Annotated in this window: 26 protein-coding genes; 15 read left to right on the top strand and 11 right to left on the bottom strand. The window is 46.4% G+C overall.

Features of this window, described 5'->3' with window-relative positions; genetic code table 11:
* Positions 1-69 precede the first annotated feature (69 nt).
* On the top strand, positions 70-192 hold the full coding sequence (locus QUA02_RS13960) for a hypothetical protein (protein ID WP_333028592.1): 123 nt from the start codon (positions 70-72) through the stop codon (positions 190-192).
* A 411-nt stretch (positions 193-603) separates the two neighbouring features.
* Here QUA02_RS13960 and QUA02_RS13955 read toward each other — a convergent pair whose 3' ends face one another.
* Entirely contained in the window at positions 604-2,718 is a 2,115-nt protein-coding gene (locus QUA02_RS13955) for a thioredoxin domain-containing protein (RefSeq protein WP_333028591.1), read from the bottom strand.
* 127 nt (positions 2,719-2,845) lie between these two features.
* Here QUA02_RS13955 and QUA02_RS13950 point away from each other — a divergent pair, with 127 nt between their 5' ends.
* Positions 2,846-4,420: an outer membrane protein assembly factor BamB family protein gene (locus tag QUA02_RS13950; RefSeq protein WP_333028590.1), complete on the top strand. Its 1,575-nt coding sequence runs from the start codon at positions 2,846-2,848 to the stop codon at positions 4,418-4,420.
* Between the two features lie 190 nt (positions 4,421-4,610).
* On the top strand, positions 4,611-5,108 hold the full coding sequence (locus QUA02_RS13945; protein WP_333028589.1) for a 2TM domain-containing protein: 498 nt from the start codon (positions 4,611-4,613) through the stop codon (positions 5,106-5,108).
* A 261-nt stretch (positions 5,109-5,369) separates the two neighbouring features.
* Here the strand turns inward: QUA02_RS13945 and QUA02_RS13940 are convergent, their stop codons facing one another.
* From QUA02_RS13940 to QUA02_RS13895, 10 genes are all read right to left on the bottom strand, one after another.
* Positions 5,370-6,374 carry a CHAD domain-containing protein gene (locus tag QUA02_RS13940; RefSeq protein WP_333028588.1) on the bottom strand — a complete coding sequence of 335 codons (1,005 nt, stop codon included), beginning with the start codon at positions 6,372-6,374 and terminating at the stop codon, positions 5,370-5,372.
* Between the two features lie 375 nt (positions 6,375-6,749).
* Positions 6,750-7,088: a cytochrome c6 PetJ gene (gene petJ, locus QUA02_RS13935; protein ID WP_333028586.1), complete on the bottom strand. Its 339-nt coding sequence runs from the start codon at positions 7,086-7,088 to the stop codon at positions 6,750-6,752.
* A gap of 121 nt (positions 7,089-7,209) precedes the next feature.
* The gene (gene psbV2, locus QUA02_RS13930) at positions 7,210-7,710 is read right to left on the bottom strand and encodes a photosystem II cytochrome PsbV2 (RefSeq protein WP_333028583.1); all 501 of its coding nucleotides are present in this window, start codon (positions 7,708-7,710) and stop codon (positions 7,210-7,212) included.
* A gap of 147 nt (positions 7,711-7,857) precedes the next feature.
* Positions 7,858-8,346: a photosystem II cytochrome c-550 gene (psbV, locus tag QUA02_RS13925; RefSeq protein WP_333028580.1), complete on the bottom strand. Its 489-nt coding sequence runs from the start codon at positions 8,344-8,346 to the stop codon at positions 7,858-7,860.
* A 145-nt stretch (positions 8,347-8,491) separates the two neighbouring features.
* Positions 8,492-8,683, bottom strand: coding sequence for a hypothetical protein (locus QUA02_RS13920; RefSeq protein ID WP_006633443.1), 192 nt, complete (start codon positions 8,681-8,683; stop codon positions 8,492-8,494).
* 379 nt (positions 8,684-9,062) lie between these two features.
* Positions 9,063-10,013 (bottom strand): acetyl-CoA carboxylase, carboxyltransferase subunit beta, encoded by a 951-nt coding sequence (gene accD, locus QUA02_RS13915; RefSeq protein WP_333028578.1) that lies wholly within the window; start codon positions 10,011-10,013, stop codon positions 9,063-9,065.
* 122 nt (positions 10,014-10,135) lie between these two features.
* Positions 10,136-10,357 carry a hypothetical protein gene (locus QUA02_RS13910; RefSeq protein ID WP_332978309.1) on the bottom strand — a complete coding sequence of 74 codons (222 nt, stop codon included), beginning with the start codon at positions 10,355-10,357 and terminating at the stop codon, positions 10,136-10,138.
* Between the two features lie 59 nt (positions 10,358-10,416).
* The gene (locus QUA02_RS13905) at positions 10,417-11,247 is read right to left on the bottom strand and encodes a prepilin peptidase (RefSeq protein ID WP_333028575.1); all 831 of its coding nucleotides are present in this window, start codon (positions 11,245-11,247) and stop codon (positions 10,417-10,419) included.
* Between the two features lie 189 nt (positions 11,248-11,436).
* Positions 11,437-11,694, bottom strand: coding sequence for a hypothetical protein (locus QUA02_RS13900; RefSeq protein ID WP_333028573.1), 258 nt, complete (start codon positions 11,692-11,694; stop codon positions 11,437-11,439).
* A gap of 143 nt (positions 11,695-11,837) precedes the next feature.
* Positions 11,838-12,098 carry a hypothetical protein gene (locus QUA02_RS13895; RefSeq protein WP_333028571.1) on the bottom strand — a complete coding sequence of 87 codons (261 nt, stop codon included), beginning with the start codon at positions 12,096-12,098 and terminating at the stop codon, positions 11,838-11,840.
* Positions 12,099-12,181: 83 nt separating this feature from the next.
* Between QUA02_RS13895 and QUA02_RS13890 the strand changes: the two genes are divergently transcribed.
* From QUA02_RS13890 to ssuC, 12 genes are all read left to right on the top strand, one after another.
* Positions 12,182-13,759, top strand: a complete 1,578-nt coding sequence (locus tag QUA02_RS13890) for an adenylate/guanylate cyclase domain-containing protein (RefSeq protein WP_333028569.1) — start codon at positions 12,182-12,184, stop codon at positions 13,757-13,759.
* Between the two features lie 198 nt (positions 13,760-13,957).
* A complete protein-coding gene (locus tag QUA02_RS13885) occupies positions 13,958-15,022 on the top strand; it encodes a sulfonate ABC transporter substrate-binding protein (protein ID WP_333028567.1) in 1,065 nt (354 codons plus the stop codon).
* Between the two features lie 125 nt (positions 15,023-15,147).
* A complete protein-coding gene (locus tag QUA02_RS13880) occupies positions 15,148-15,543 on the top strand; it encodes a rhodanese-like domain-containing protein (protein WP_333028564.1) in 396 nt (131 codons plus the stop codon).
* Positions 15,544-15,612: 69 nt separating this feature from the next.
* The gene (locus QUA02_RS13875; RefSeq protein ID WP_333028563.1) at positions 15,613-17,337 is read left to right on the top strand and encodes a fumarate reductase/succinate dehydrogenase flavoprotein subunit; all 1,725 of its coding nucleotides are present in this window, start codon (positions 15,613-15,615) and stop codon (positions 17,335-17,337) included.
* Positions 17,338-17,487: 150 nt separating this feature from the next.
* Positions 17,488-17,715 (top strand): 4Fe-4S dicluster domain-containing protein, encoded by a 228-nt coding sequence (locus QUA02_RS13870; protein ID WP_333028561.1) that lies wholly within the window; start codon positions 17,488-17,490, stop codon positions 17,713-17,715.
* A gap of 32 nt (positions 17,716-17,747) precedes the next feature.
* Positions 17,748-18,722 (top strand): HEAT repeat domain-containing protein, encoded by a 975-nt coding sequence (locus QUA02_RS13865; RefSeq protein ID WP_333028559.1) that lies wholly within the window; start codon positions 17,748-17,750, stop codon positions 18,720-18,722.
* Complete coding sequence (locus QUA02_RS13860; RefSeq protein WP_333028558.1) at positions 18,715-19,827, top strand: Mrp/NBP35 family ATP-binding protein; 1,113 nt, start codon at positions 18,715-18,717, stop codon at positions 19,825-19,827. Before QUA02_RS13865 ends, QUA02_RS13860 begins: the two co-directional genes overlap by 8 nt.
* A gap of 87 nt (positions 19,828-19,914) precedes the next feature.
* A complete protein-coding gene (locus tag QUA02_RS13855; RefSeq protein WP_333028555.1) occupies positions 19,915-21,213 on the top strand; it encodes an O-acetylhomoserine aminocarboxypropyltransferase/cysteine synthase family protein in 1,299 nt (432 codons plus the stop codon).
* 3 nt (positions 21,214-21,216) lie between these two features.
* Positions 21,217-22,272, top strand: a complete 1,056-nt coding sequence (gene metX / locus QUA02_RS13850) for a homoserine O-acetyltransferase MetX (RefSeq protein ID WP_333028553.1) — start codon at positions 21,217-21,219, stop codon at positions 22,270-22,272.
* Between the two features lie 275 nt (positions 22,273-22,547).
* Positions 22,548-23,630: a sulfonate ABC transporter substrate-binding protein gene (locus QUA02_RS13845; protein WP_333028552.1), complete on the top strand. Its 1,083-nt coding sequence runs from the start codon at positions 22,548-22,550 to the stop codon at positions 23,628-23,630.
* Between the two features lie 22 nt (positions 23,631-23,652).
* Complete coding sequence (gene ssuD, locus QUA02_RS13840) at positions 23,653-24,831, top strand: FMNH2-dependent alkanesulfonate monooxygenase (protein WP_333028550.1); 1,179 nt, start codon at positions 23,653-23,655, stop codon at positions 24,829-24,831.
* Complete coding sequence (ssuC, locus tag QUA02_RS13835) at positions 24,828-25,613, top strand: aliphatic sulfonate ABC transporter permease SsuC (protein WP_333028548.1); 786 nt, start codon at positions 24,828-24,830, stop codon at positions 25,611-25,613. The genes ssuD and ssuC overlap by 4 nt, the downstream gene beginning before the upstream one ends.
* The last annotated feature ends 53 nt before the right edge of the window (positions 25,614-25,666 follow it).

The raw sequence follows: 25,666 nt of genomic DNA, 5'->3' as shown, positions 1-25,666 counted from the left end.
TTACTTAAATGGCTTAATTGGTAGACCTCGAAAAACTGCACAAGTATAAATACTTATCGCAAAAGTGACATGCTCCCGAAAGGGTACGCTAGACGCGATGATGGGATGAGTATGGTAGATCTGAGTGCCGTTCAAAAGATCGCCCTTGCTTTTGACGTAATGATTGAAGATTTGGTCGAGTTTTTGGAATAGTAGGGGCCGCAGTCCGGCAAGGGTTAAAACCCCTGCCTCAAAGCGAAAGTCCTCTAAAGAGGACTAATGAGTTGTTCAGTCCTCTAAAGAGGACTTTAGCTATTAGACAGGGAATTCATTCCCTGGCGGACTGGCGGGCTGACAGGCGGACTAATGAGTTCTTCAGTCCTCTTTAGAGGACTTTAGCTATTAGACAGGGAATTCATTCCCTGGCGGACTGGCGGACTGGCGGACTGGCGGGCTGACAGGCCGACTGGCGGGCTGACAGCTTAAGTTGATACCAATGATTGAAAACGTACTTCCTTCCCGACAAAAGATAGTCTATTCCTCCTTCTTCCTTCGCGTCCTACCCTTCGGGAACGGCTTCGCCGAACGCGTCTTCACGGTTCAATAATATAGACAGTATTGGTGCTAAACTCGCGTTTGACTTTGCAAAATTTCTTCCAACAGCCGCTCTTGACTTTTCGCCGGTTCTTTGCAAGTCAAACACTCGCAAACCAACCCGACAACTCCTTCAGGCAAATCAGCTTCAATCTGAAAAACAGCAGTCGGATAATACTGCGAAATCAACCCGGAAATCTGGTCGGGAGCCGTGCGAATCAGGGTAGAATGCTGATACCAGTCGATCGCCGAAAGCAGACTCGGACAAGCTTGCGGAGCATCTCCTACAATACTGCTGAAAGCTTGCAAACCTTGTGACGCGCGATCGAGATATTCCAAATTTGGCCCCAGCAGTGCGAGGCGAACCAAAGATGCGATCGCAATTCCATTCGCCGCCGGAGTTGCATTGTCTATATAACTGCGTTCCCGCACCAACAAATCTCCGCTAGCATCCTTAGCAGTATTGTAATACCCTCCCAATTCCACACTCCACAAAAACTCATCAAACTCTTCTTGCACCTGCACAGCTTTCTCCAACCAAAAATGAGAATTTGGCAACTGTTTTGCCTCTTCCCCGTTTCCTAAAGTCAAACTCGCTTGATGCAAATCCAACAAAGCTTTCACAAACAAAGCATAATCTTCCGACTGCGCGGTTACAGCAGATTGTCCGTCATAATTCAACCGCTGAAACCGCCCATCCGTCCACTGATTGTCTAAAATAAAATTAGCAGTTGTCACAGCTAATTCCAGATATTCCCAATTTCCAAAAACCGCCGCAGCCCGGGCCAAACCCGAAATCATTAAGCTATTCCAAGCAGCAATCATTTTCGTGTCAGTAACGGCGGGAATTCTACCCGGCCAACTGTCGTTTTTTGCTTCTTGATTGTTGCGGGCTGGGGGAAAAGTTTTCACAGTATCGGAATTGCCGCCGTAGCGAACAGCAAAAAGTTTAGCTAAAGCCGTTTCTACCGTTTCGCTCAGTTTTCCCGGATGGCGGCGCTGCAATACATTTTTGCCTTCAAAATTGCCGGCGCGACTAACAGTAAACTGTTCTTTAATTTCCGTTAATTCCTCAGCATTTAACAGTTGTTCCAGTTCGCTGTAAGTCCAAACATAAAACGCTCCTTCTTCCGGTTCTGACCCCCCCGTTGCCCCCCCTTGGTAAGGGGGGGTTGGGGGGGTAAAGCTATCAGCATCCTGTGCAGCGTAGAAATAGCCAGTCGGCGCCATCATTTCTCGTTTCAACCATTCTACTGTCCCCGCCACCGCAGTTTCAAAAGCCGGTTCTTGTATTCCCGCGCTCCACAAATTAGCCAAATATTCAACAATTTGACCGTTGTCGTAGAGCATTTTTTCAAAGTGCGGGACAGTCCAAGTCGCATCAACCGTGTAGCGGTGAAATCCGCCGGCTGCGTGGTCGTAAATGCCGCCCAATGCTAAGTCTAATCCGCGCTGAGTGCAAACTTGTTTGCTGTCGTATTTTGATTCAAAATTGAATCGCGTTCCCCGCAGTGCTAGCTCAGCATAAGGCATCATCGGAAAACTGGGGCCGGGGTTGCTGCCGGCAATAATTCCGGTGTTGAGTTCTAAGCCTTTTTGGAAGACTTCGCGATTTAATTCTGCGGTTGCTCCTGACAGCACTGCCGACTGTTGGAGGTTCCCTAAAATCTCTGCTTTGAAGGCTTCTACTTTGCCTTTTTCTGTGTCGTAAAAGCGGCGAATTGCGTGCAAAACTTCTAGAAATCCGGGTCTTCCGTAGCGCGGTTCTACAGGGAAATAAGTGCCTCCGTAGAAGGGAACTCGTTCGTCGGGAGTGAGAAAAACGTTTAGCGGCCAACCGCCTTGGCCGGTCATCATTTGCAAGGTTTGCATATAAATGCTGTCGATATCCGGGCGTTCTTCCCGATCGACTTTTATCGGTACAAACTGCGAATTCATGTATTCGGCGATCGCGCGATCGGAAAAGGCTTCCCCTTCCATCACCGTGCACCAGTGGCAGCTAGAGTAGCCAATTGACAGGAAAATCGGTTTATTTTCGCTCCGGGCCGTTTCCAAAGCTTCGTCGCACCAAGGCCACCAGTCGATCGGATTTTCGGCGTGTTTCCGCAGGTAAAGGCTTTGGGATTGGGCAAGACGGTTGACCATAATCAAATCTACTTTAACTCGTACAGAGTAAGCTTGTCACTTCTCTAGCAGTTTAGCGCGATCGGTTTGAGTTGAGTTGTTGCTGATAATCATGTTTTAATATTATGGCTGATTATCTACATATCAAATGAGCTTATCATCTCGGAGAACCTTCAATCAACAGCTAGGACAATTTTTGCTGAGTGCGGCAGTTCCTCCTGCTGTTCTCAAACTAAGCCAAACTGCCTCCTCGGAACAAGCTTTATTAGAAACTAATCTTAACAATTCTCTAGCCAAAGCAGACCCAGAAATAGAATTATTAGTCCCGACATTTTTAGGTAATGACAAGCGCCGCTTCTACGGTCGAGGCGTTCCGAAAAGCTTGAAATTAATCGACAAATTTCAACTAGGAAGCGGACGGACTTTTCTGGGAAGGAGGTCTGTAGTTTGGAGCGGTGCCGGTTGGACTGGACAGCCGACAATTACCAGAGACCGGGGAAAAACTTATTTAATTATAGGTTCTTTCGACCACAATTTGCGAAAAATAGATATTGCTACTAATAAAGAAGTTTGGCGCTATGAATTTGATGATATAATTAAAGGTTCATCAACGATTTATCTCGATGAAAAAGCTAGCGCCGAAAACAGAATTGTGATTTTGCAGGGAAGCCGCAGCGGCGGTGGTGGCAAAAATGTCGTGCCGAGTTTTAGGGCAATATCTTTTAGAACTGGCAAGGAACTTTGGAAATTGGACATCAGGAGAACGCCCAGCTACAGCCGCGATAATGACAGCAGCGCTTTGGACATCGGCGGTGGCGTTTTGTTCAATGCGGGGGAAAATGCGATCGGTTATTTTCTCGATAGTTCTGCCAGCAAAGCCAAAGTTAAACAAGGAATCAAGCAACCGCAAATATTGTCGGAAGTACAGCTTTATGCAGCAGGAGATCTCGGCAAGCACGGCGGAAACTTGGTAGCGGAATCATCGCCATCGAGGCTCAAAGATAGAATATTTATAGCTGCTGGTTCCGGTCATATTTACGGTATTAGTATTGAAAGTAAAAAGATAGTTTGGGATTTCTATACTGGTTCAGATTTGGATGGAAGTGCTGTAATTTCCAAATCGGGTAAACTGTTTTGTGCCATTGAAAAACAGTACATTCATGGCAACGGCGGAGTGCTGAAGCTGAATCCAAACAAGGAACCGAATGCCAGCGTCGAATGGTTTTTGCCTACCGGAAACCGCCGCCTTTCTAGCTGGGAAGGCGGGATAATCGGCTCTGTGGCGCTGAATGACGAGTACAATCCAGGGGAGTTTCCGGCCCTGTTTGCCACAAATGCGATCGACGGCAATTTGTACATCGGTTCCCAAGATATGATTACAGGTAAAAAAACTGCTGTGCCTTGGCGAAACCAGTCTTACGATACTCCGGTAATTGTGTTTAAAAAAGAAATTGGTTCTTCAATTTCGACTCCGATTTTTACCGATGGCAATAAACTGATAAGTGCGGGATACAACGGTGTTTATTTGTTTAATTTGAATTGGGAACGAGCAAAGTCAGGGGATCAGAATGCTTTGAGGAATGCTAAAGGCGAGTTTTACCGTTTGAAAGTAATAGAATCGGGGAGATTTAAACCTGGTTTATCATTTGAGGCGACGCCTGTAGTTTGGGACGGAATTGTGAGGATTTGCGCCAGGGATGGCTGGATGTATACTTTGGGTTGAAATTGGTATTTCTAACCTGTATCAGGAACAGGCTTTCCGGCCTGTTCCACAAGAGAATTGACTTATTGTGGAACAGGCATCTTGCCTGTTCTTAAAAAGGTGTTGAAATCCGCCACTGTCCCTACCTGCGGTTTAACTGCGGTTATCTCTATCATAGAAAGGATGTCAGGAATTATAGGAAACTTGTTATATGGCGACAAATGAAAGTCAAATAAGTCAAATTTACGGTTCAGAGGATGCTCAAGGTATTCTGCAAATTGCGATCGCGCGGCGACAGGATGAAGGGGAATTATCCAGAGTGCAGCTTTTCGAGATTGCGGCGGAATTGGGCATTTCCGAACAGGATATTGTGGCGGCGGAACAGCAATGGTTAGCAACGAGAGGAGAATTTCAAGAAAAGCTGGTTTTTAACACTTACCGTCGTCGCAAATTACAGAAAAATGTGACAAAGTACGGCATTATCAATACTTTTCTAGTTTTGTTTAATCTAGCAGGATCGCACGAGCTTTCTTGGTCGCTTTTCATTTTACTAACGTGGGGATTGGGATTGTCGCTGAATGCTTGGAATGTTTATCAAACTGAAGGCGAAGATTACGAACAAGCGTTTCAGCGGTGGCGTTTGAAGAAACAAGTCGGTGAGTCTCTCGGTACGGCGGCGGATAAGTTTATGAAGTGGTTGCAGTCTTGATTTGCTATGGTAAAAAACGCGATCGCCCTTTCTTTTACTTCATACTGGTGAAGTAATTCGGCTTTTAACTGGTTACTGGACAGAGTAATTGTTAAGGTTTTTTCTTTAGCTTATCCCAAGAGCGATCGCCCTTGCTTAAGTAAAGTGCGATCGCCTGTGATTGTAGGTTATATTTGTAGGGGTACGGAATTGCCGTGTGCGGCTTCTAGTCCCCGCAGTCGATCGAATTCTCTCCGCCCGGAAAACCTAATTTTTCTGCGACTAATCTCCCTTAGCAGCATCTTCAACTACAGGATGAATTAATGCCGATCGAAAACCTTGCCGAATTTCCGCATTCAAATACCTGCGCTGCAAAATCTGCCATTTTCCCCAAGCTGCGTAGCGATTTTCTGACAAAATATCAGCGAATTTCGGCAACTCTTTTTTAAGATCGCCCTCCACAAAATCTGCCAGAAATTCCCCTAAAACTTCACTGTCTTGAATATCGCCCAAACATTCTTGAACAGTTTTCACATCTTCTACATAAACTTCGTAAGTCTCGCCGTAAAAATCGCCAAACAGATTCATCAAATAGCGCACCCGCTTAGCTTGCTTCCGCAAATCGTGCAGAATAGTTCCCTCCGCTGCTAACTTCTCTTCGACAGCCTCAGCATTCAAATCATCAGCCACTTTAACTTTGCCATTCTCATATTCTGTGCCCAGCAACCAAGCCGGATGCAGGAAAAACTCGCTGACTTGAGGTAACAGTAAATCCGGCAAAACCTCAGCAATTGGCAAATGTTCGATCGCCCGAAATTTCGGTTTTTCCAACCAATCCTCGATCGACTGTTTCAGCGATTGGTAACTTTTGTGTTCCAAAACAGCCCTTACCGCTTTCAAAGCCCGGCGCCGCTGTTTGAGCAAATTCAACAAAGCTTCATCCAAAACTTCCTGTTCATCCGCCGGCAAATTCGGGTAATATCGGTTTTGGAGACTTTCGAGCATCACATCCAAATCCCTGAGCGTTCCCAGAATCCGTCCCACCTTACCAATTTTGCGTTCAGAAGCCTCTTTTGGCAAATCTAAAACCGGAGCAAAACCAGTCACAGCCGATCGCAAACGTCTCAATCCCACGCGCATTTGGTGAAGTTCTTCCGCGTCTTTGTCTTTGAGAACTTCAGCCTCGTGCGCTACACTTTTGCGGAAATATTTGTCGATCGCCCCAGATGCTGCGTCTCCGAGAGTCTTAACTTGAGTTTTAACTTTTGCTGATGTTTTTACGTTCATGGCAGGTGTAGATTTCCCATCCCCGATCGACTTTAATTTTGATTTCAAGGCTTTGCTAGTAAAGGGTTTACATCCTAGCACACAACGCAATTTTATGACCCTGCCCCAAACATAAATCTTAATATAAGGTGCTTGACAATTTATACAAAGTCAGCCATTCTTCAATTCTTCAATCCAAAATCTAAAATCTAAAATAAAATGTCCCTCCCTCGCCCTTGGGCTAATAAAAATCCGATTTTTTGCGATCTTTCCCAAACAGGTTAAGATCGCTGCAAACCGACATTTATTCGCCAAAGAGAGAGAGAGGGTGCGATCGTCGAGAAGACAAGTTTTAAACTAAATCAACCCCAGCTTTTCCGACTTCAAAGAGGCAGTTTAGCCCTTCCAGTCTTTCGCAGATTGTTCGAGCACGTAGGTTGCTACATCCTCGATTTGTTCCGGCTTCAAGCGGCCGGCGAAAGCAGGCATAGCATTTTTGCCCTTAGTTACCTGAGTGGTAATAGCTTCCAGAGAATTCATGCCGTACTTCTCAAGAGCAGACGATTTCAAGGTTTTCATGGCCATAACCACGTTTCCGCCACCGATGTGACAAGCAGCACAGTTGGCGCTAAAGAGTTTAGCTCCTTTAGCAGCATCTCCTGCCAAAGCAGGGCGGCCGAAGCCGACGGTAAAAATTGCGAACGCTAACAGGGCGATCGATAAGAGTCTTTTCAACGCAGTTCTCCTCTAATGGACACTCAAAGGGTGATTCTTTAGATATTTTACCTGTTAAAACAGGCGCGATCGCGCAGTCGCATCGCATTCTCCCGAGTAATTTACCACTTTTTTGAGCAGTTCAACTCTCAAAATTCTCCACGCCCCAGCCCGGAGCTTTCTGGGCGGCCCGGATCGCAAAAGCCGCCAAATTTTCGATCTGGGCCTGCTGCATCCAGCTTTCCGGCACTTGGCGGCACCAAAAAGTCTCCTCACTACCGTCATAAGTCATCGGTTCTCTCAGATACGCCACCAAACTATTGATGTTGGTGCGGGGAGGCGTTGCTCCCTTCAGAGCAGTCAAAGACAAAGATACAGTCGGATCGGGCAAAGTCACTCCCCCGACATGACAGTTGAGGCAGTTTTGCTCGAACAACCGCTTACCTGCGGAAAAATCCTCAGCCGAAAATAACCGAGTGTGTCCCTGAGCGTCCAATTCCAGTGCTACAGGTTCGCTGACTTTTAAATAGCGAGTCACATAAGAATCGGCAGCAGCCAAAACAGGTTGAGGAGCCAACAACAGGAGCGGCAAAATAATTAACATCCCCAACAGAAAGCAGACAAAAACACCACGACGCAGCATGAGGGCCTAGAACCTTTTGCGAGAATCAATGAGCACGGGGTAAATTTTAGATTTCAGATTTTAGATAGAAAAACAGCCAGCGAGCAATCTTTGCCAAACCCCAGCCCCCTCCCAATCCAAAATCCAAAATCTAAAATCTAAAATCGATTAGCGAGCGCCTTTACCGCCAGCCCACTGCCGGGAGACAATTTTCGGCTGCAACAGAATGTGACCGGCAATCGCGTACAAATCATCATCCGAGAGATTTCTCATCTCAGAAAAAATATCCGCACTCTTCATGCTCGGATGCACTTCCGAAATTTCCTCAAACCCGTCATAAGTAGTGGGATTTTTCATAAAGTCCACTAGCGACTCAATATTATTGCGGGGCGGGTTTGCCAAAGCCAGAGTTTCCGGGCTCAAATTCACGTTGGGGTCAGTTTTCGTCATTCCCGCAGCGTGACATTGAGCGCAAGCCGAGTTGAACAGGCGTTTGCCTTGCTGAACTTGTTTGAGGCTCAGCACCGCTGGAGCACCCTTGTCATTCAAAGTCACAGTGCGAAGTTCAGGACTCAGTTCGACAGCCATCGCACTGCTGACAAATAACTGAAATGTCAAGAATACAGCGGTCAGAGCAATTAAGTATCTTTTAAGCATGGTTCTCCTTAAAAAAATCCGGCAAATTATTGAACGCTAAGAGAGCATAGCTGGCAAACAGATTTCTGTTCAAAATTCCCTCTTTCTGCAACAACTGGCGAAAGTTAGTGCAGCCATACCTTTAAAGGTAGAGGAATTTTGCGATCTAATCTGCAAGAAGTTTTGAGTCGCGCCTTTTTTCGAGAGTAGACATAATTGCCTTAACATCCTCCAAAGCCAAACGGGTTTGAGGGTGCTTGTAGGCAATTTCCAACTCGTCGCACAAGCGGATCACGTCTTCAACAGGGACGTTGAAGTCCTCTGCTATTTCTGCGATGGACAGGTCTGCAAAACCCATAATTTTTAGGTCGCTGACAGGTCAAAATTCAGTTGACGGCTATTAACTGAAAGCCGGACAATTTCACAAAGCGCTGTTAGCTTGTTCTGTTAGTTTGTTCTGAGATTTTGTTCGATCGCAACCTAACTAACCGCTAACTGCGACTAGGCATTTTTGCCCAGCCAAATTTCAGGGCCAATCAACTTCCGATCAATATCATCCCACTGCTGCGTCTTTATTATCAATAGGAGTTGGGCGCGCGGGGCTCAAACCCGGTGTCTGCGTGAATTTTTCGCTAGCAAACTCCTTATTTTTCGCATACCTCGGTTTTTTTTTGCAATTGCTCGGAAATTTTCGCCGACACCGCACTCACCAACAGACGATCGTCCCTCGGTACTGCTTAGGGAGAAAGCTTGAAAGCGTGAGTCGGCTCGGGCACAGCGTGGCTGTCGCTGGCATCAAGGGCGGGGAATTCCGATCCTGCCAAGAACGGCTGGGGCTGGTGGAGGCTGATGAGCTGACCGAGAGTTTTCTTTAATTGAGTTCGGGGTACGATCAAGTCTACAAAACCGTGGGCGAAGGAGTATTCGGAAGTTTGATAATTTTCCGGCAGCTTTTCGCGCAGAGTTTGCTCGATTACCCGGCCGCCCGTAAAGGCCACAGTAGCTTTTGGCTCTGCAATTATAATGTCTCCCAGCATGGCAAAACTGGCGGTGACGCCGCCGGTGGTCGGGTGGGTCAAAATCGGGATGTAAAGCAGTCTCGCTTCCCGGTGGCGTTCCAGAGCCCCGGAAATTTTAGCCATTTGCATCAAGCTGAGCATTCCTTCTTGCATTCTCGCACCGCCAGAAGCGCAGACAATTAGCACGGACAAGCGTTCCCGCGTGGCGTGTTCGATGAGGCGGGTCAGCTTTTCTCCGACAACAGAGCCCATGCTGCCGCCGATGAACTGAAATTCCATGACTCCGAGGGCGACGGGCAAATTTTCGAGTTTGCCGATGCCAGTTTCTACGGCGTCTAAGTGGCCTGTTTTTTCTTGAAATTCTCGCAGCCGATCGCTATATTTTTTTCGATCGCGAAATTTCAGGGGATCGGTGGCGTGCAGTCCTTCGTTAATGGGCACCCAGGTATTGGGATCGATCAACTGCTCGATGCGATCGTCGCTGTAAACTCTGATATGATGCCCGCATTCCAAGCAAACCATTTGATTTGCTCGCAGGTCTTTGGTATAACTCAGGGCATCGCAAGCTTCGCATTTATTCCAAAGTCCGTCCGCAATTTCTCGTTCCGGCCGTTCTTGGGAGTTCGGTACTGATTTTCGTCGATTTGCAAACCAATCAAATAGAGACATTAAAACTTGGTAATTGGTAATTGGTAATTGGTAATTGGTAATTGGTAATTAGTAATTGTTAGTTGTCAGTTGCTAGTTGTCAATTGCTAGTTGTTTAGTGACTAATGACTAATGACTAATGACTAATCACCCGATTCTGGCTCATCTTCAACTGGACTGATGAGGAGCGATGCTGTTCGCTGGTGTTCTGGAAGAACTTGCAGGGCTGTAGCACTGCCCGCTCCCAGATAAGATGCTACGCCCAAGTCAACAATCCGAGCTGGGATTTGATGAGCAGCGAGGATTTGCTGCATCAATTCGGCTTCCCAACGAAAGCTAGTAGTTGTAAGTGTAATCCAAGACACGGAACAATTTTACCAATTTTTGAGACAATGTTATGTTCGATCGCTAGACTACCTGCAGATCAGAAACTAAAATTCGGGAAAAACAACTGCAAGTAAGTAGATAAGATGGCTTCGCCCCACAGAGCAGTAATTGCTGCACCGAGAGCCAGAAACGGGCCAAAAGGCATGGGTTGACGCCGATCGAGCAACCCGAGGGCGATCGCCCCGCCACCAGCAAAAGCCCCAGCTACACAGGCGATAAATCCCGCTAGCAGCAAGTATTTCCAGCCCAGCCAAGCTCCCATCAAGGCGGCCAATTTGGTATCTCCGGCGCCCATAGCATTCTGCCCCAGGCCGATCGTCCCGGCGAGTCCGATCGCGTCAAACAGCCACAACCCGACAACTGCTCCCGCGATCCCGTCGAGTACCAGATAGTGTACCGAGTCGATCGAACTAAATGTCGGCCACCAACCTTTAGCCACCTGGAAAACCAATCCGACCACCAAACCCGATCGAGTCAAAGAATTAGGCAAAGTCATTGTATCGCAGTCAATCAAAGACAAAGCCAACAGCCAGCTAAACAAAGCCCAAAAACCCAGAGTTTGCACACCCGCCCCAAACCGCCAGAAGATTAGCAAAAACAGCAAACCCGTAGCTGCTTCCACCAGCGGATAGCGGGCCGAAATCCGACTGCGGCAGTGATTGCAGCGTCCCCGCAGCCACAGCCAACCGAACACGGGTATATTTTCGTAAGTTCTGAGTTGATTTAAACATTTGGGACAGCGAGAAGGAGGGTGTATCACCGACAAACCCGCAGGCAACCGATAGACTACCACATTTAGAAAGCTGCCGATCGCCGATCCGAAAACAAAGACAATAGAAGAAATAATAAAATTAAAGATGGTTTCCATTATTGGTAATTGATTATTGGTTATCAGTCAGGGGCTTGGGGCTTGGGGGATTTGAGATTTGAGATTTTGTCAATCCTGCCAGACAACACAGCCTTTGCTGTCAGAGCTTCGGACAGCTAACAGCACTTAGAATAGCAGCTTGTTACGATCGATCGAGCTGAAATTCATACAGGTATATGTAACGAGGAATTACTCGTCCATGTCTTCCTTAAGGACTTTTGCTAATGATGGTAATAGTTCTTCTTGATGTTTTATGAGAGATTTGGCTTTACTTGTAGCCACTGTACTAACCTCTTTGGCTTCAATTAATGAGAAATTAAAAACCTGACGTAACATTCTTATCCGGGCGCTAAAATCCAATCCATCGGCCTTTGCAATAAGATAAATAGGCTTTGGTTTAATGCCTCGCTTTTTCATCTGGTGGTATTTAATAAAAGCATCAACCATAGGACTGATACATTTGAGTAACGACTTCTTAAAATGTCAAATGCCAACAGCTTTTGTGTCAGCAATCGGGCGAGACTTCGGCACAAGTTCAGTCAAAAGCTCGCCCGATCGCTCTCAACTATCAACTCTCACCGATCAACTAACTAATACATTTGAGATTCAATTTCGTCAAAAGTAACAAAACGTTCACCGGGCAACAAAACGGGCTGCGAAGCAAAAATTAGCTGGCCTCGATCGCTTCCTTGACTGACAACTACACCGGCCGGACGCTGCATCTGTTCGGAATGCACTTTCATATACATACCATAGGCCGATCGAGCAGCTCGGATCAAATCGGGAGCTAGCAAGCTGTGACTTTCGGAAGTTTCTATCGTGGGTACTGGGTTTGGCTGGTATGGAGTCACTGGAAACTTATCATAATGGTATAGGTCGAGCTATTGGTGTTGCCTCTCGATCCATAGAACCCTATTTTTTAAGAATAGACTAGGTGGAAATTATTAATAGATTAACCTACAATCCTCCCTTGGCTGCGATCGAATTGCGGCTGCGAGCGCTCCTTCCGGCCCAACTTTACGCTGCTGCGTGGGTAGATCCCTCCCCCGCAACGCTAATGGGGGTTTTCTATCACCTCCGCACTCTCCGCTACATCCTCCACGACTACGTACCCAGACCCGTGTCCGAATCTGGGCCCAACCCAGGGGAGGTGCGCTACCAGTGGCAAACAGGCACCTTGCTGTTCACGGATTTGGCAGGGTTTACGTCGCTGTTGGAAGCGAATGCGGCCGAGGGGCGCAAGGGAGCTGAAACGCTGCTGGGCGTGATTAACGACTATTTTGCCTCGATGATTGAAATTGTCAGCAAATCGGGCGGGGATTTGCTGGAGTTTACCGGAGATGCGATGCTGGTGCAGTTTCTCTCAGGAATTCACCAAGAGGATACAGCGAGGGCGGTGCGGGCGGGTTTGCGGATGCAGCGGGCGATGGCTGAATTTGCCAATATTGAAACGGCGCGGGGTGTTTTGTCTTTGAGGATGCGGGTGGGCATCCACTGCGGCCGCTACATTAGTGCTGATATCGGTACGCCGCTGCGGATGGCTCACGTACTGCTGGGGCATTCAGTCCAGCAAGCCAAGCAAGCTGAGGGTTCTGGGACTGTGGGGCGGGTGTGTTTGACTGAAACTGCTAAAGAGTCTTTGGGAGAGGAATTTCGTTTTGAACCCGGGAAACCGGGTTATTTTTTGGTGGCGGACGATTTAACGGACGATCAACTCGGAGAGTACGATATTACTTTGACTGGGCGGCGGATGCCGAGTTCGGTATTGCTCGATCGTACCATTTCCGGCTTAGTGAGGGAGATCGAAGAATCTTTGAAGCGAGTTGAACCCCTTGCCAGTTATATTCCCAAATCGATCCTGACGCTGCTGGTAGAAAATGCTGACAAGCGACGGATTCCGCCGGATTTTCCTAAACCGACGGTGATGTTTGTTAATTTGATTGGTTTACCGGAGTCGGTGGACAAAGCAACGCCAGCCGAAGAAGCCAGCCTGGTACTCGGCTGTTCTCGCGTTTTTGCGCTGATTGATGCTGTGGTGTCGGCTAAAGGGGGCGTGTTGCAAAAATTAACGGCTCACTTGGACGGTTCGGATATGCTGATTTATTTTGGGGTTCCCGACGTTCACGCCGATGATGCTTGCCGCGCTGCTACTGCTGCGATTGCGATTCGAGAGATTGTTGCAGGTTTGGTCCCGCTAACGATCGGCAGTAAGGAAGTTAAGATATTCTGTCAAATTGGGCTGTCCTTGGGGCCGGTGTTTGCTGCTGAGGTTGGGGAACCAAGGGGGCGACGGGAGTTTAATGTTTTGGGCGATACGGTGAATACGGCGGCGCGGTTGATGAGCAAGGCGGGGGAAAACCAAATTTTGATGACCGAAAGGGTGTTTGAGTCGATCGCGCCGCACTTCATTTGCGAGGCTTTGGGAGCGGTTTCTCTGAAGGGCAAATCGGCTCTGACTCCGATTTTTGCTCTGCACGGTGCAAAGGTGGAGAGGGGGAAAGCGAGCATCTAAATGACTTTGCTGGGCAATAATGGCATACTACTGGTCAATTGAGAGCATGACAAACCATTACCGCATAATAACGATGCGCGATCGTACCCCAAAATATTAAGATATGTAAATCAACAACTATTAACTCCGGTATATTTATCGAGATACAGTGGTATACTGCCAGTAAAGTTACTCTCAATCCTTTCCTGGTTGGCATTTATGTTGATTAAGCTCGCAGAAACCCACCTCTTAGGCATTTTGAGCTACTGCCGCCAAATTTTCCTTTCTCGGAGAGTTCGCAGTCTTTCCCTGCTATTTGCAACCGGACTCGGCTTGAGTTTGGTAGTGGCGGCTTGTTCTCCTACCGCTACCACACAGGACACAGCCACTGCGAACACTTCCGCACCTACAAAAAGCGTTACAGTTAGCATCGGCTATCAAAAATCAGCTACCGTTCTCAACGCTCTCAAAACCAAAGGCGACTTAGAAAAAGCCTTAGCAACCTCCAAATCTTCTGTAAAATTTGTAGAATTTCCTGCGGGGCCACCATTATTAGAAGGAATGAACGCAGGCAGTATTGACTTTGGCTACACAGGAGAAGCACCGCCAGTTTTTGCTCAAGCTGCCGGAACGCCATTAGTTTATGTTGCTTACGAAACTGCAAATCCTAAGTCTGAAGGTATCGTAGTTCCCAAAGATTCACCCATAAAAACTCTTGCCGATCTGAAAGGAAAAAAAGTTGCTTTTGCCAAAGGATCTAACACTAATTACCTCATAGTTAAAGCCTTAGAAAAGGCTGGACTTCAATACAGCGACATCACTCCAGTTTTTCTCAAACCAGCAGATGCCCGCGCCGCTTTTGAAGGAGGAAATGTCGATGCTTGGGCGATTTGGGACCCCTATTTAGCAGCAGCAGAAAAAACCGCAGGTGCTCGACTGATAACAGATGCAACAGACATCGCTGCCAATCGAGGTTACTATCTCGCCCGTAAGGGTTTTGTTGACGAACATCCTGAGATTTTGAAACTCATTTTAGATGAGGTCAAAAAAGTAGATCGATGGGCTGCGGGAAATCCGGTAGAAGTTGCTAAGTTTTTGGAAACGCAATTAGGAATAGAAGCCTCCGTCTTAGAAGTGTCTGAAAAGCGACGCAACTATGGCGTTTCTCCCCTGACGGATGAAGAGATAGCCGGACAGCAGGAAATTGCTGATACTTTCCATAAATTGGAGCTTATTCCTAAGCCAGTTCAGGTTAAACAAATCGTGTTGAAAGATAGTAAGTAGAGTCAAGAAGTAGGCAGACATTAATAGACTTCTCCAATAAACCTTGTGCAGCAAGCATCCTGCCTACTTTTAAACGGCGAATCGCGAACGATGAACTAATTGTTAACCCCATCTCTAAAAAAATAATGAATCATTCTAAAAACTTCCAAAAACTCGCTGATGAAGCTAAGGCTAAAATTCAAGAAATTTCCATCGAGCAACTTAACCTCTCAGAGCCAGAACCCACCCCTATTTTGGTAGATGTTCGCGAAGAGAGTGAATGGAAAGAATCTCATGCTGAAGGCGCTATTCACCTTAGTCGAGGCATTATTGAACAAAAAATTGAGGAAGTTATTCCCGATCGCGAAACTCCTATTGTTTGCTATTGTGGCGGCGGGAATCGGTCTGCTCTAGTGGCTGAAAGTTTACAAAAATTAGGGTATACTCGCGTCCAATCCTTAATTGGAGGTTTGAAAGGTTGGAAAGAAGCTGGCTTGCCAATTGTTGATGAGAATGCAGATACTTCTTTACCTCCTTCCTAGTTCTCAATTCATCCAGACTCTGCCTCATTTTTGTTGATTAAAAGTAATTTATCCTCAATCTGAACTTCTATGACTATTTCCGATCTCGCTATCCAAACCCAAAGGCTAACAACCGATATTTTAGTCATCGGTGGCGGCACGGCTGGCACGATGGCTGGCATCAAAGCTAAACAAGCAAATCCTAACAGCGAAGTGCTGATTTTAGAAAAGGCAAATATTCGCAGAAGCGGCGCGATCGCAATGGGCATGGATGGCGTAAATACTGCTGTCATTCCCGGCCATTCCACACCCGAACAATACGTCCGCGAAATTACCCTTGCTAATGACGGCATCCTCAACCAAAAAGCCGTTTATCAAACCGGAAAATTAGGCTATGAAGTCATCCAAGAGTTAGAAAGTTGGGGAGTGAAGTTTCAGAAAGATGCTCAGGGAAACTATGACTTAAAACAAGTCCACCGCGTCGGCAAATATGTTTTACCCATGCCAGAAGGTAAAGACCTAAAACAAATTTTAACCCGACAGGTGAAACGCCACAAAGTTAAAGTTACCAATCGAGTCATGGCAACCCGTGTTTTAGTACAAAAAGGACGCGCTACTGGTGCTGTTGGCTTTGACGTGCGAAATGGCGATTTTGTAGTAATTCAAGCCAAAGCAGTCATTCTTTCTACAGGTGCTTGCGGCCGTTTAGGACTACCCGATTCTGGCTACCTTTATGGCACTTACGAAAATCCGACTAATGCCGGAGACGGCTATTCAATGGCTTACCACGCAGGCGCAGAACTTAGTAACATTGAGTGCTTTCAAGTCAACCCGTTAATTAAAGATTATAACGGCCCTGCTTGCGCTTATGTTGCCGGCCCCTTCGGCGCTCATACTGCTAATGCCGAAGGTCATCGCTTCATTAATTGCGATTATTGGAGCGGTCAAATGATGCTGGAAATCTGGAAGGAATTAAACTCTGGTAAAGGCCCGATTCAATTAAAAATGACTCATCTCGATGAGGATACTATAGCTGAAATTGAATCAATTCTTTGGTCAAACGAGCGGCCGAGTCGAGGCAGATTTCATGAAGGGAGAGGTGAAAATTATCGCTCTCACGGCGTGGAGATGCACATTTCCGAAATTGGGCTATGCAGCGGCCACAGTGCCTCTGGTGTTTGGGTGAATGAAAAGGCAGAAACAACTGTGCCAGGACTTTACGCAGCGGGAGATATGGCCAGCGTTCCTCATAATTATATGATCGGCGCGTTTGTGTTTGGTAGATTAGCAGGAACTAATGCCATTGATTACATCCAAGATGTAGATTATGTCGAGCCAGATGCTGAATTTCTGGAAGCAGAGAAAGCGCGGATTTATGCACCTTTAAATCTGCCGAATGGAATTCCTCACACGCAAGTAGAATATAAGCTGCGGCGCTTGGTGAATGATTATTTACAGCCGCCCAAAGTAGGCAATAAACTGGAAATTGGGCTGAATAATTTTGTCCGCTATCACGAAACCTTGGAGGAAATGGGCGCTCGCGATGCCCATGAGTTAATGCGCTGTATGGAAGTTCACTTTATTCGCGATTGTGCGGAGATGGCCGCGAGGGCTTCTTTGTATCGCCGCGAGACTCGTTGGGGGCTTTATCATTATCGATTAGATTACCCTGACAAGAATGATGAAGAGTGGTTTTGTCATGTTAATTTGAAAAAAGAAGATTCGGGAGAAATGAAATTGTTTAAGCGTCCAGTTGAGCCTTATATTGTGGAGGTGGATTTGCATAAAGAGGATTATGATGTTGTCGCTCGTTAGAGTTATTATAGCGAGCGAACATTTATTTCACCCTACATCTTGCACGATTCTCCTGAACAGGCAAGATGCCTGTTCCACAAAAAATAATTTTTTTTGTGGGGTGGGCATCCTGCCCGCCCGTGAAATGTCTATTAACAATTACAACTAACTATGGCTTTAATTACACAACGAATTGATGTCCCCGTCACTGTAGATGAGTCTAAGTGTTTGGAAAAATGCCATGTCTGCATTGATGTTTGTCCTTTAGATGTATTAGCAAAAAATCCAGATACAGGCAAAGCTTACATGAAATACGATGAATGTTGGTTTTGCTTACCCTGTGAAAAAGAATGTCCGACGAATGCAATTACGGTTAAAATACCTTTCTTGTTGCGCTAATTTTGTTCTAGTTTGTAGGAATTATAAAACTCATGAATACTGAGACTGATAGCGAATTAAATCAATGGCTGGAAATGCTGCGATCGCCCGATCTCAGCGATCGCCTTATTGCCGTTAAAAATCTCCAATATTTGGGCGATGAAGAAGCTACAAATGCCCTACTTCTTGCCTTGTCAGATGACAGTATTGCCGTTCAAAAAATTGCGATATCTGCTCTTTGGGAAATTGGCAACCCTGTAGCTATTCCCGCTTTAATCGAGTGTCTGGGTTCCGCCGATCTCGATATTCGTCAAGAAGCCTTATCGGCGTTGAATGAATTAGTTTCACCCACTGACTTAAAGCAACTCCTAGATGCACTCCACCGAGACAATGTTAATATTCAACTCAACATATTAACTCTGTTGCGGAAGATTCACGATGCTCAATCTTTACCAGATATTTTACCATTCTTTGCATCAAAAATTCCTGAATTGAGAGCAGCAGCAGTTACCACTCTTAGCTATCTCAATCAGGTGGAAAAATGTCCGCAAGCTTTGGCTTTAGTATCTGATATAGATGTCAATGTTCGCCGTGCTACGGCTTTAACTTTAGGACATTTAACAGATCCAGAAATTATCTCAATTTTGTGTCAAGCACTCAAAAGCGATACTGACTGGCAAGTGCGACGAAATGCAGCTAAATCTTTGGCAATTCATGCCGATTCTGCGGCAATTTTGGCACTGGAAACGGCGGTAAGTGACGAACACTGGCAAGTTCGCAAATTCGCGTTACAAGCTTTGCAAAAAATGCCAGATGAACGAGTGCTACCTGCTTTAATTAGATCCTTAGCTGATGAATATTCAGATGTGCGAAAAGAAGCCGCGATCGCGCTCGGAAATCTCAGCAATTCCGCTGCGATAAATGCGCTGCAACAATCTCTGGACGATCCAGATAAAGAAGTTTCTATCTGCTCTCAAAGAGCAATTCAAAAAATTAAACAATCTCTGCAAAATTCCCCCAATGCTTAATCCTTCCTCCTTGCCAAAAACTGACTCGCATCCACCCTCAGAAAACCCAGATTCGCTGGGAGAAATGCGGCAGCAAGAAGTTGTCAATTATCTCAAGCAAGTCATCGAACCCACCCTCAAAAATGATATTATCAGTTTGGGCATGGTGCGAAATTTGCGAATTGTTGATGGTTACATTTATTTGCGCCTTTATATTGGTTCGCATCAGCAAGACTTGGCAGAACACATAAAATCGGTTTTATCGCCTATAACCTGGTGCAAAAAAAGTTATATTCAAATTTGCACGATCGCCAACGTGCGAACTACTTTAGCTATTTCTAGCGGAAAAGGGGGAGTCGGAAAATCTACAACTGCCGTCAATTTAGCCGCCGCTTTAAAATTACAAGGGGCAAAAGTAGGCTTACTAGATGCTGATGTTTACGGCCCCAATATTCCGCAAATGTTAGGCTTAGGACAAGCTGATGTAGAGACAGTTAATACTGCCAAAGGTCAGAAATTTTTACCTTTGGAAGCACAAGGAATTAAACTGATGTCTGTGGGTTTATTAGCCGAACCAGAACGCCCTTTAGCATGGCGGGGTCCCGTTCTTCACAAAATTATTACTCAGTTTATTCAAGATGTAGAATGGGGCGAATTAGATTATTTATTAATTGATTTACCCCCAGGAACCGGAGATGCTCAAATTACGATTGTGCAAGAAAGTCCGATTTGTGGAGTGATACTTGTTACTACGCCCCAACAAATATCTATTTCCGATGTCCGTCGCAATATTTATATGTTTCGCCAGGTTGGGGTTCCGGTTCTTGGCATTATTGAAAATATGAGTTATTTAATTTGCGATCGCGATTCAGAACCACTGCAAATTTTTGGCAGTGGCGGCGGTAAACAGCTAGCTGAAGAACTTCAAGCGCCCCTCCTTGCCCAAATTCCTATAGATCCGCGCATCTGTGCGGGCGGTGATACAGGAAAACCGCTAACTATTTCCGATCCGAACTCGGTAGTATCTCAAATTTTTATGCAGATAGCCACAGGGCTAAATGCTACTTTTTCTCCTGCGATCGCGATCGCCACCGACAACACTATTAACTTAAAAAATGATTTCTGAACTTGACATACTTGATGTGCATCTGTAGAATCTTGTTTGCAAGCCAAAAGCACGGTAAATCGATAAACTTTAAGTATTTTAGAGCGAATGACAGAACCCTATCGTTTTGAAACCCTCCAAGTTCATGCTGGGCAAGAACCTGCTCCTGGAACCAATGCCCGTGCCGTGCCTATTTATCAAACAACCTCCTATGTCTTTAATGATGCGGATCATGGGGCGCGTCTCTTTGCCTTGCAAGAGTTTGGTAATATCTACACCCGGATCGCGAATCCGACAACAGATGTGTTTGAAAAGCGAATTGCCGCTCTGGAGGGGGGTGTTGCGGCCCTGGCAACCTCTAGCGGTCAGGCAGCTCAGCTTTTGGCGATCGCCAATATTGCCCAAGCGGGAGATAACATTGTTTCCACCAGCTATTTATACGGGGGCACGTACAACCAGTTCAAAGTGACGTTTCCTCGGCTGGGGATTCAGGTCAAATTTGTGGATGGCGATGAAGCAGAGGATTTCCGGCAGGCGATCGACGATCGCACCAAGGCACTCTATGTTGAAACGATCGGCAATCCCCAATTTAACGTGCCAGATTTTGCCGCCCTAGCTCATATTGCTCACGAAAATGGCATTCCCCTGATTGTAGACAATACGTTTGGTGCAGCAGGCTATCTCATCCGTCCCATCGAACACGGTGCTGATATCGTGGTGCAGTCTGCAACTAAATGGATTGGCGGACATGGCACCTCAATCGGCGGTGTCATCGTCGATTCCGGCAAGTTCGACTGGGGAAATGGCAAGTTTCCTGCGTTTACAGAACCAGCTCCGGGCTATCACGGCCTCAATTTCCAAGAAGTTTTTGGCCCTCAAGGCTCATGGGGCAATATTGCCTTCATTATTCGTGCCAGAGTCGAAGGACTGCGGGATTTAGGCCCTACTCTGAGTCCCTTCAATGCCTTTTTGTTTTTACAGGGATTGGAAACCCTTTCCCTACGGGTACAACGTCATGTAGATAACGCCCTGGAACTGGCCCAATGGCTCAAACAACATCCCAAGGTGGAATGGGTAAACTACCTGGGATTACCAGAACATCCCTACCATGAGCGGGCTAAAAAGTATTTACAACATGGCTTTGGCGGTGTACTGAACTTCGGTATTAAGGGGGGACTCAATGCGGGTCGCTCTTTTATCAACCAGGTGAAACTGGCAAGCCATTTGGCGAATGTGGGAGATGCTAAAACGCTGGTCATTCATCCCGCATCTACAACCCACCAGCAACTAACAGATACGGAACAGATATCGGCTGGCGTGCTCCCTGATTTAGTTCGGGTATCGGTAGGAATAGAGCACATCGATGATATTAAAGGCGATTTTGAGCAGGCCTTTGCCGGAGTTTAGCAGATGAATTATCAGCAGTTCATTTCCCCTGAAAGCCAGTTTTATCAGCTCCCAGAACTCTTTGAGCTGGAGTCTGGTAAAGATTTGATTGGAGTTCAGGTGGCCTATCGGACTTGGGGACAGCTTAATGGGGCTGGAGATAATGCTGTGCTGGTTTGTCATGCTCTAACTGGTTGGGCCGATCTGGATATCTGGTGGGAACCCCTTTTAGGGCCGGGACGGGCGTTAGATCCCGATCGCAGTTTTATTATTTGCAGCAATATACTGGGTAGTTGTTATGGAACAACTGGGCCGACCTCCATCAATCCTAAAACAGGGGCAGCTTATGGCCCAACCTTTCCTGGGATTACGATTCGGGATATGGTGCGGTTGCAAGGGGTTTTACTGGAAGCCTTGGGCGTGCGATCGCTACAATTGGCGATTGGCGGTTCTCTGGGTGGTATGCAAGTGCTGGAGTGGGCATTGCTTTATCCCGATCGAGTCCGGGCGATCGCGGTGATAGCCGCCCCCGGTCGCCACTCGGCCTGGTGCATTGGGTTTAGCGAAACCCAACGGCAGGCTATTTATACTGACCCTAACTGGCAGAATGGTTACTATAGCGCGAAACAACAACCGGATCGGGGGCTGGCTGTGGCCCGCATGATTGCTATGAGTACCTATCGTTCCTGGGCTAATTTTTCAGCTCGCTTCGGACGACAGGTTAAGTCCGATCGCGTTACTGAGTCATTTGCGATCGTGGATTATATGCGTTACCAGGGCAAAAAATTGGTGGAACGGTTTGATGCCAATACCTACATCGCGTTGACCCATGCTATGGACAGCCACGATCTCACCCGTGCCGATCGGGATTATCGCACGGTTTTGAGCAGTATTCAGCAGCCCGCCCTGATTGTCGCTATTAATTCGGACATCCTATATCCACCCGTTGAGCAGGAAGAACTGGCAGCCCTGATTCCCAATGCAGAACTACAATGGCTGGAATCTCCTCATGGTCATGATGCCTTCCTGATTGATATGGATGTTCTCAACAGTTTGGTGGTCAGGTTTTTATACAGATAGCAGCAGTGTTAGATGCTACTTTTTCTCCTGCGGGTGCAACTGATATATTGCCCGCGAATATTAATGAAGTAAGCAACTAGAGAAGTAATACAAACAAAAATCTACAGAATGTCCTTGCATTTTTGAAGCCATCTGTGGAATAATAGGAGCTTGTCAGAGTTAACTACGGTATATCGGTCGGTTTATCGTAGTAAACTAGTCAATAATGATTAGCTCAGCTTTTGCATGGCGATCGCGTTTCTTGGTTTTCAATACTTGAAATTTAGGAAGGCACAGTGTTAACCCCATTGAAAGAGCTCCCAATTCCAGCTAGATTGAGACATTTTTGGAGCAAACTCAAACATAGTTCGCTCAAGACCTTTGCTTTGCTTTTTGCAATTGGCTTCAGTTTGAGTTTGACAGTTTCCGCCTGTGCTCCTACTCAGCCAACAAATACAACTACAGCCCCAACTTCTGCTGCCACATCGGTGGCCACTTCTAACGCACAACAGAGCAATGTAATTCGGATTGGCTATCAAAAATATGGAACTCTAAGTATCCTTAAATCACGGGAGACTTTAGACAAGCGCTTGGCATCCCAAAACATTTCTATACAGTGGCTTCAATTTCCCGCTGGCCCTCAATTACTAGAAGCTTTGAATGCAGGCAGTATTGACTTTGGCCATACAGGAGAAGCGCCGCCTATTTTCGCACAAGCCGCTGGCGCACCATTGGTATATGTTGCCAACGAACCTCCTAATCCCAAAGGCGAAGCTATCTTAGTACCGAAAGATTCTTCAATTCAAGATGTGGCTGGGTTAAAAGGCAAAAAAGTTGTATTTAACAAAGGTTCAAATGTGCACTACCTAGTAGTAGAAGCATTAACAGCAGCCGGATTGAAATATAGCGACATTCAGCCTGTTTACTTGCCACCAGCAGAGGCGCGGGCAGCTTTTGAACAAGGTAGCGTCGATGCTTGGGCGATTTGGGACCCGTTTTTTACAGTAGGGAGACGAGCTACAGGTGCTCGCATTCTTAAGGATGGAGAAGGGCTGGTAGCTAATCGGGAATTCTATCTAGCTGCTAAACCTTTTAACGACCAATATCCTGACCGGACTAAGGCAATTTTAGAGGAACTTCAAAAAGTCGATGAATGGGCGGCGGCTCAACCAACTGAGGTAGCAAAACTGCTGTCTCCCGCTCTTGGTATTGACGTTCCAACTTTAGAGGAAGTGGCACGGAGACGGCCTTACGGCGTGCAGCCCATTACACAGGAAGTCATCACTTACCAGCAAAAAGTTGCTGATACTTTCTTGGATTTGAAGCTGCTTCCCAAACAGGTAAAAATTAGCGAAGTGGCTCAGGTAACTAAACAATAAATAGTTAGGAAGAATACGGCAAATGGAATTATTTTGGTTTATCCCAACTCACGGAGACGGACGCTATTTAGCTACAGGAACTGGAGGCAGATCTTGCAGCTTATCCTACTTAAAACAAATCGCCCAAGCTGTTGACAATCTAGGATTTACTGGCGCTCTGCTTCCGACTGGGCGCTCTTGCGAGGACGCATGGGTAGTGGCTTCATCCTTAATGTCTGTCACAGAAAAAATGCGTTTTTTAGTAGCAATTCGTCCGGGATTAATGTCTCCAGGGGTAGCAGCAAGGATGGCAGCAACCTTTGACAGATTATCTGACGGACGCTTGCTAATTAATGTTGTTACAGGCGGCGACCCGGTTGAATTAGCAGGAGATGGAGTGCATCTGAGTCACGACGCACGTTATGAATTGACGGATGAATTCTTGACAGTTTGGAGAGCAATGCTTGAAGGTAGTAACTCTACTAACGTCCGAGACCAAGAAGTCGATTTTAGCGGTGAATACCTCCAAATTAAGGGCGGTAAAGTTCTATTTCCACCCGTCCAAACTCCCCATCCTCCCTTATGGTTTGGCGGTTCATCGCCGATCGCACAACAAATTGCAGCCAAACACATTGATGTTTATCTTACTTGGGGAGAACCGCCGCAACAAGTAGCAAAAAAAATAGAAGCTGTGAAAAAATTAGCTGCAGAACAGGGTAGAACTGTGCGTTTTGGAATTCGCCTTCACGTCATTGTGCGCGAAACTGAAAGCGAAGCTTGGGAAGATGCAAATCGATTGATTCAATATGTTGATGAAGATGCGATCGCAGCCGCCCAAAAAGCTTATGCCAGGATGGACTCTGAAGGACAGCGACGTATGACTGAACTGCATACAGGCAGTCGCGAAGCTCTGGAAATTAGCCCCAATTTGTGGGCGGGAATTGGGTTAGTAAGAGGCGGTGCCGGTACTGCTTTAGTGGGAGATCCCGATACCGTTGTCGCCCGAATGTTGGAATATTCCGAATTGGGGATTGAAACTTTCATTTTCTCCGGTTATCCCCACTTAGAAGAAGCGTATCGAGTGGCTGAATTGCTATTCCCCCGCTTGCCGCTGAAAAACCAACCGGCTGTAAATCAACCGCAAATGTTTAGTCCTTTTGGCGAAATTGTTGCCAACGATAAGTTTTCCACACAAAAACAAGTTCCCACAAGCGCGTCATGAATAAAAAATGGCTCACAAACCCCTATTTTCAGCAGGTAATTCCCTGGATTGTACCGATTCTGCTGATTGTTAGCTGGCAACTTTTAGTACAGGTGGGTTGGCTTTCCACAAGGGTTTTGCCCGCACCAACAGGTGTTTTAAGTGCAGGAATTAGATTGGCAATTACCGGGGAACTGTTTCACCATATCGGAATTAGTGCTTGGCGTGCCGTCGTTGGTTTTGTCATAGGCGGAGGAATTGGTTTGACTCTTGGTTTCCTCAACGGTCTTTCTCCACTTGCCGAAAAGCTGCTAGATACTTCTGTACAAATGGTTCGGAATGTTCCCCACCTCGCCTTAATTCCCCTAGTGATTTTGTGGTTTGGAATTGGCGATATAGCTCGGTTATTTTTGGTGGCTTTGGGTGTGTTTTTCCCAATGTATATCAATACATTTCATGGCATCCGCAGTGTCGATGCCGGATTGATTGAAATGGGAAAAGTCTATGGTTTGAGTTCCAGGTCTCTTTTGTGGCAAGTTATTCTGCCTGGGGCTTTGCCTTCGATTTTGGTAGGCGTGCGATATTCCTTGGGGATTATGTGGCTGACGCTGATTGTCGCAGAAACAATTGCTGCGGACTCTGGTATTGGTTACATGGCAATGAATGCTCGCGAGTTCTTGCAAACTGATGTGGTGGTGTTGAGCATTATCATGTATGCCTTGTTGGGTAAGTTTGCAGATGCGATCGCCAGAAAGTTAGAAGAGAAATGGCTGGCTTGGCATCCCAATTATCAGCCAGCTTAGCTAGAAAAAACCAGCAATAAGAAAGAAAAATGAGAGTGTCCCCTTTTTCTTTC

It is taken from the genome of Microcoleus pseudofavosus SVA1_A4, assembly GCF_036700565.1.
In the GTDB taxonomy this organism is placed as follows: Bacteria; Cyanobacteriota; Cyanobacteriia; order Cyanobacteriales; family Microcoleaceae; genus Microcoleus.
This window is presented reverse-complemented; position numbering and strand designations above follow the sequence as displayed.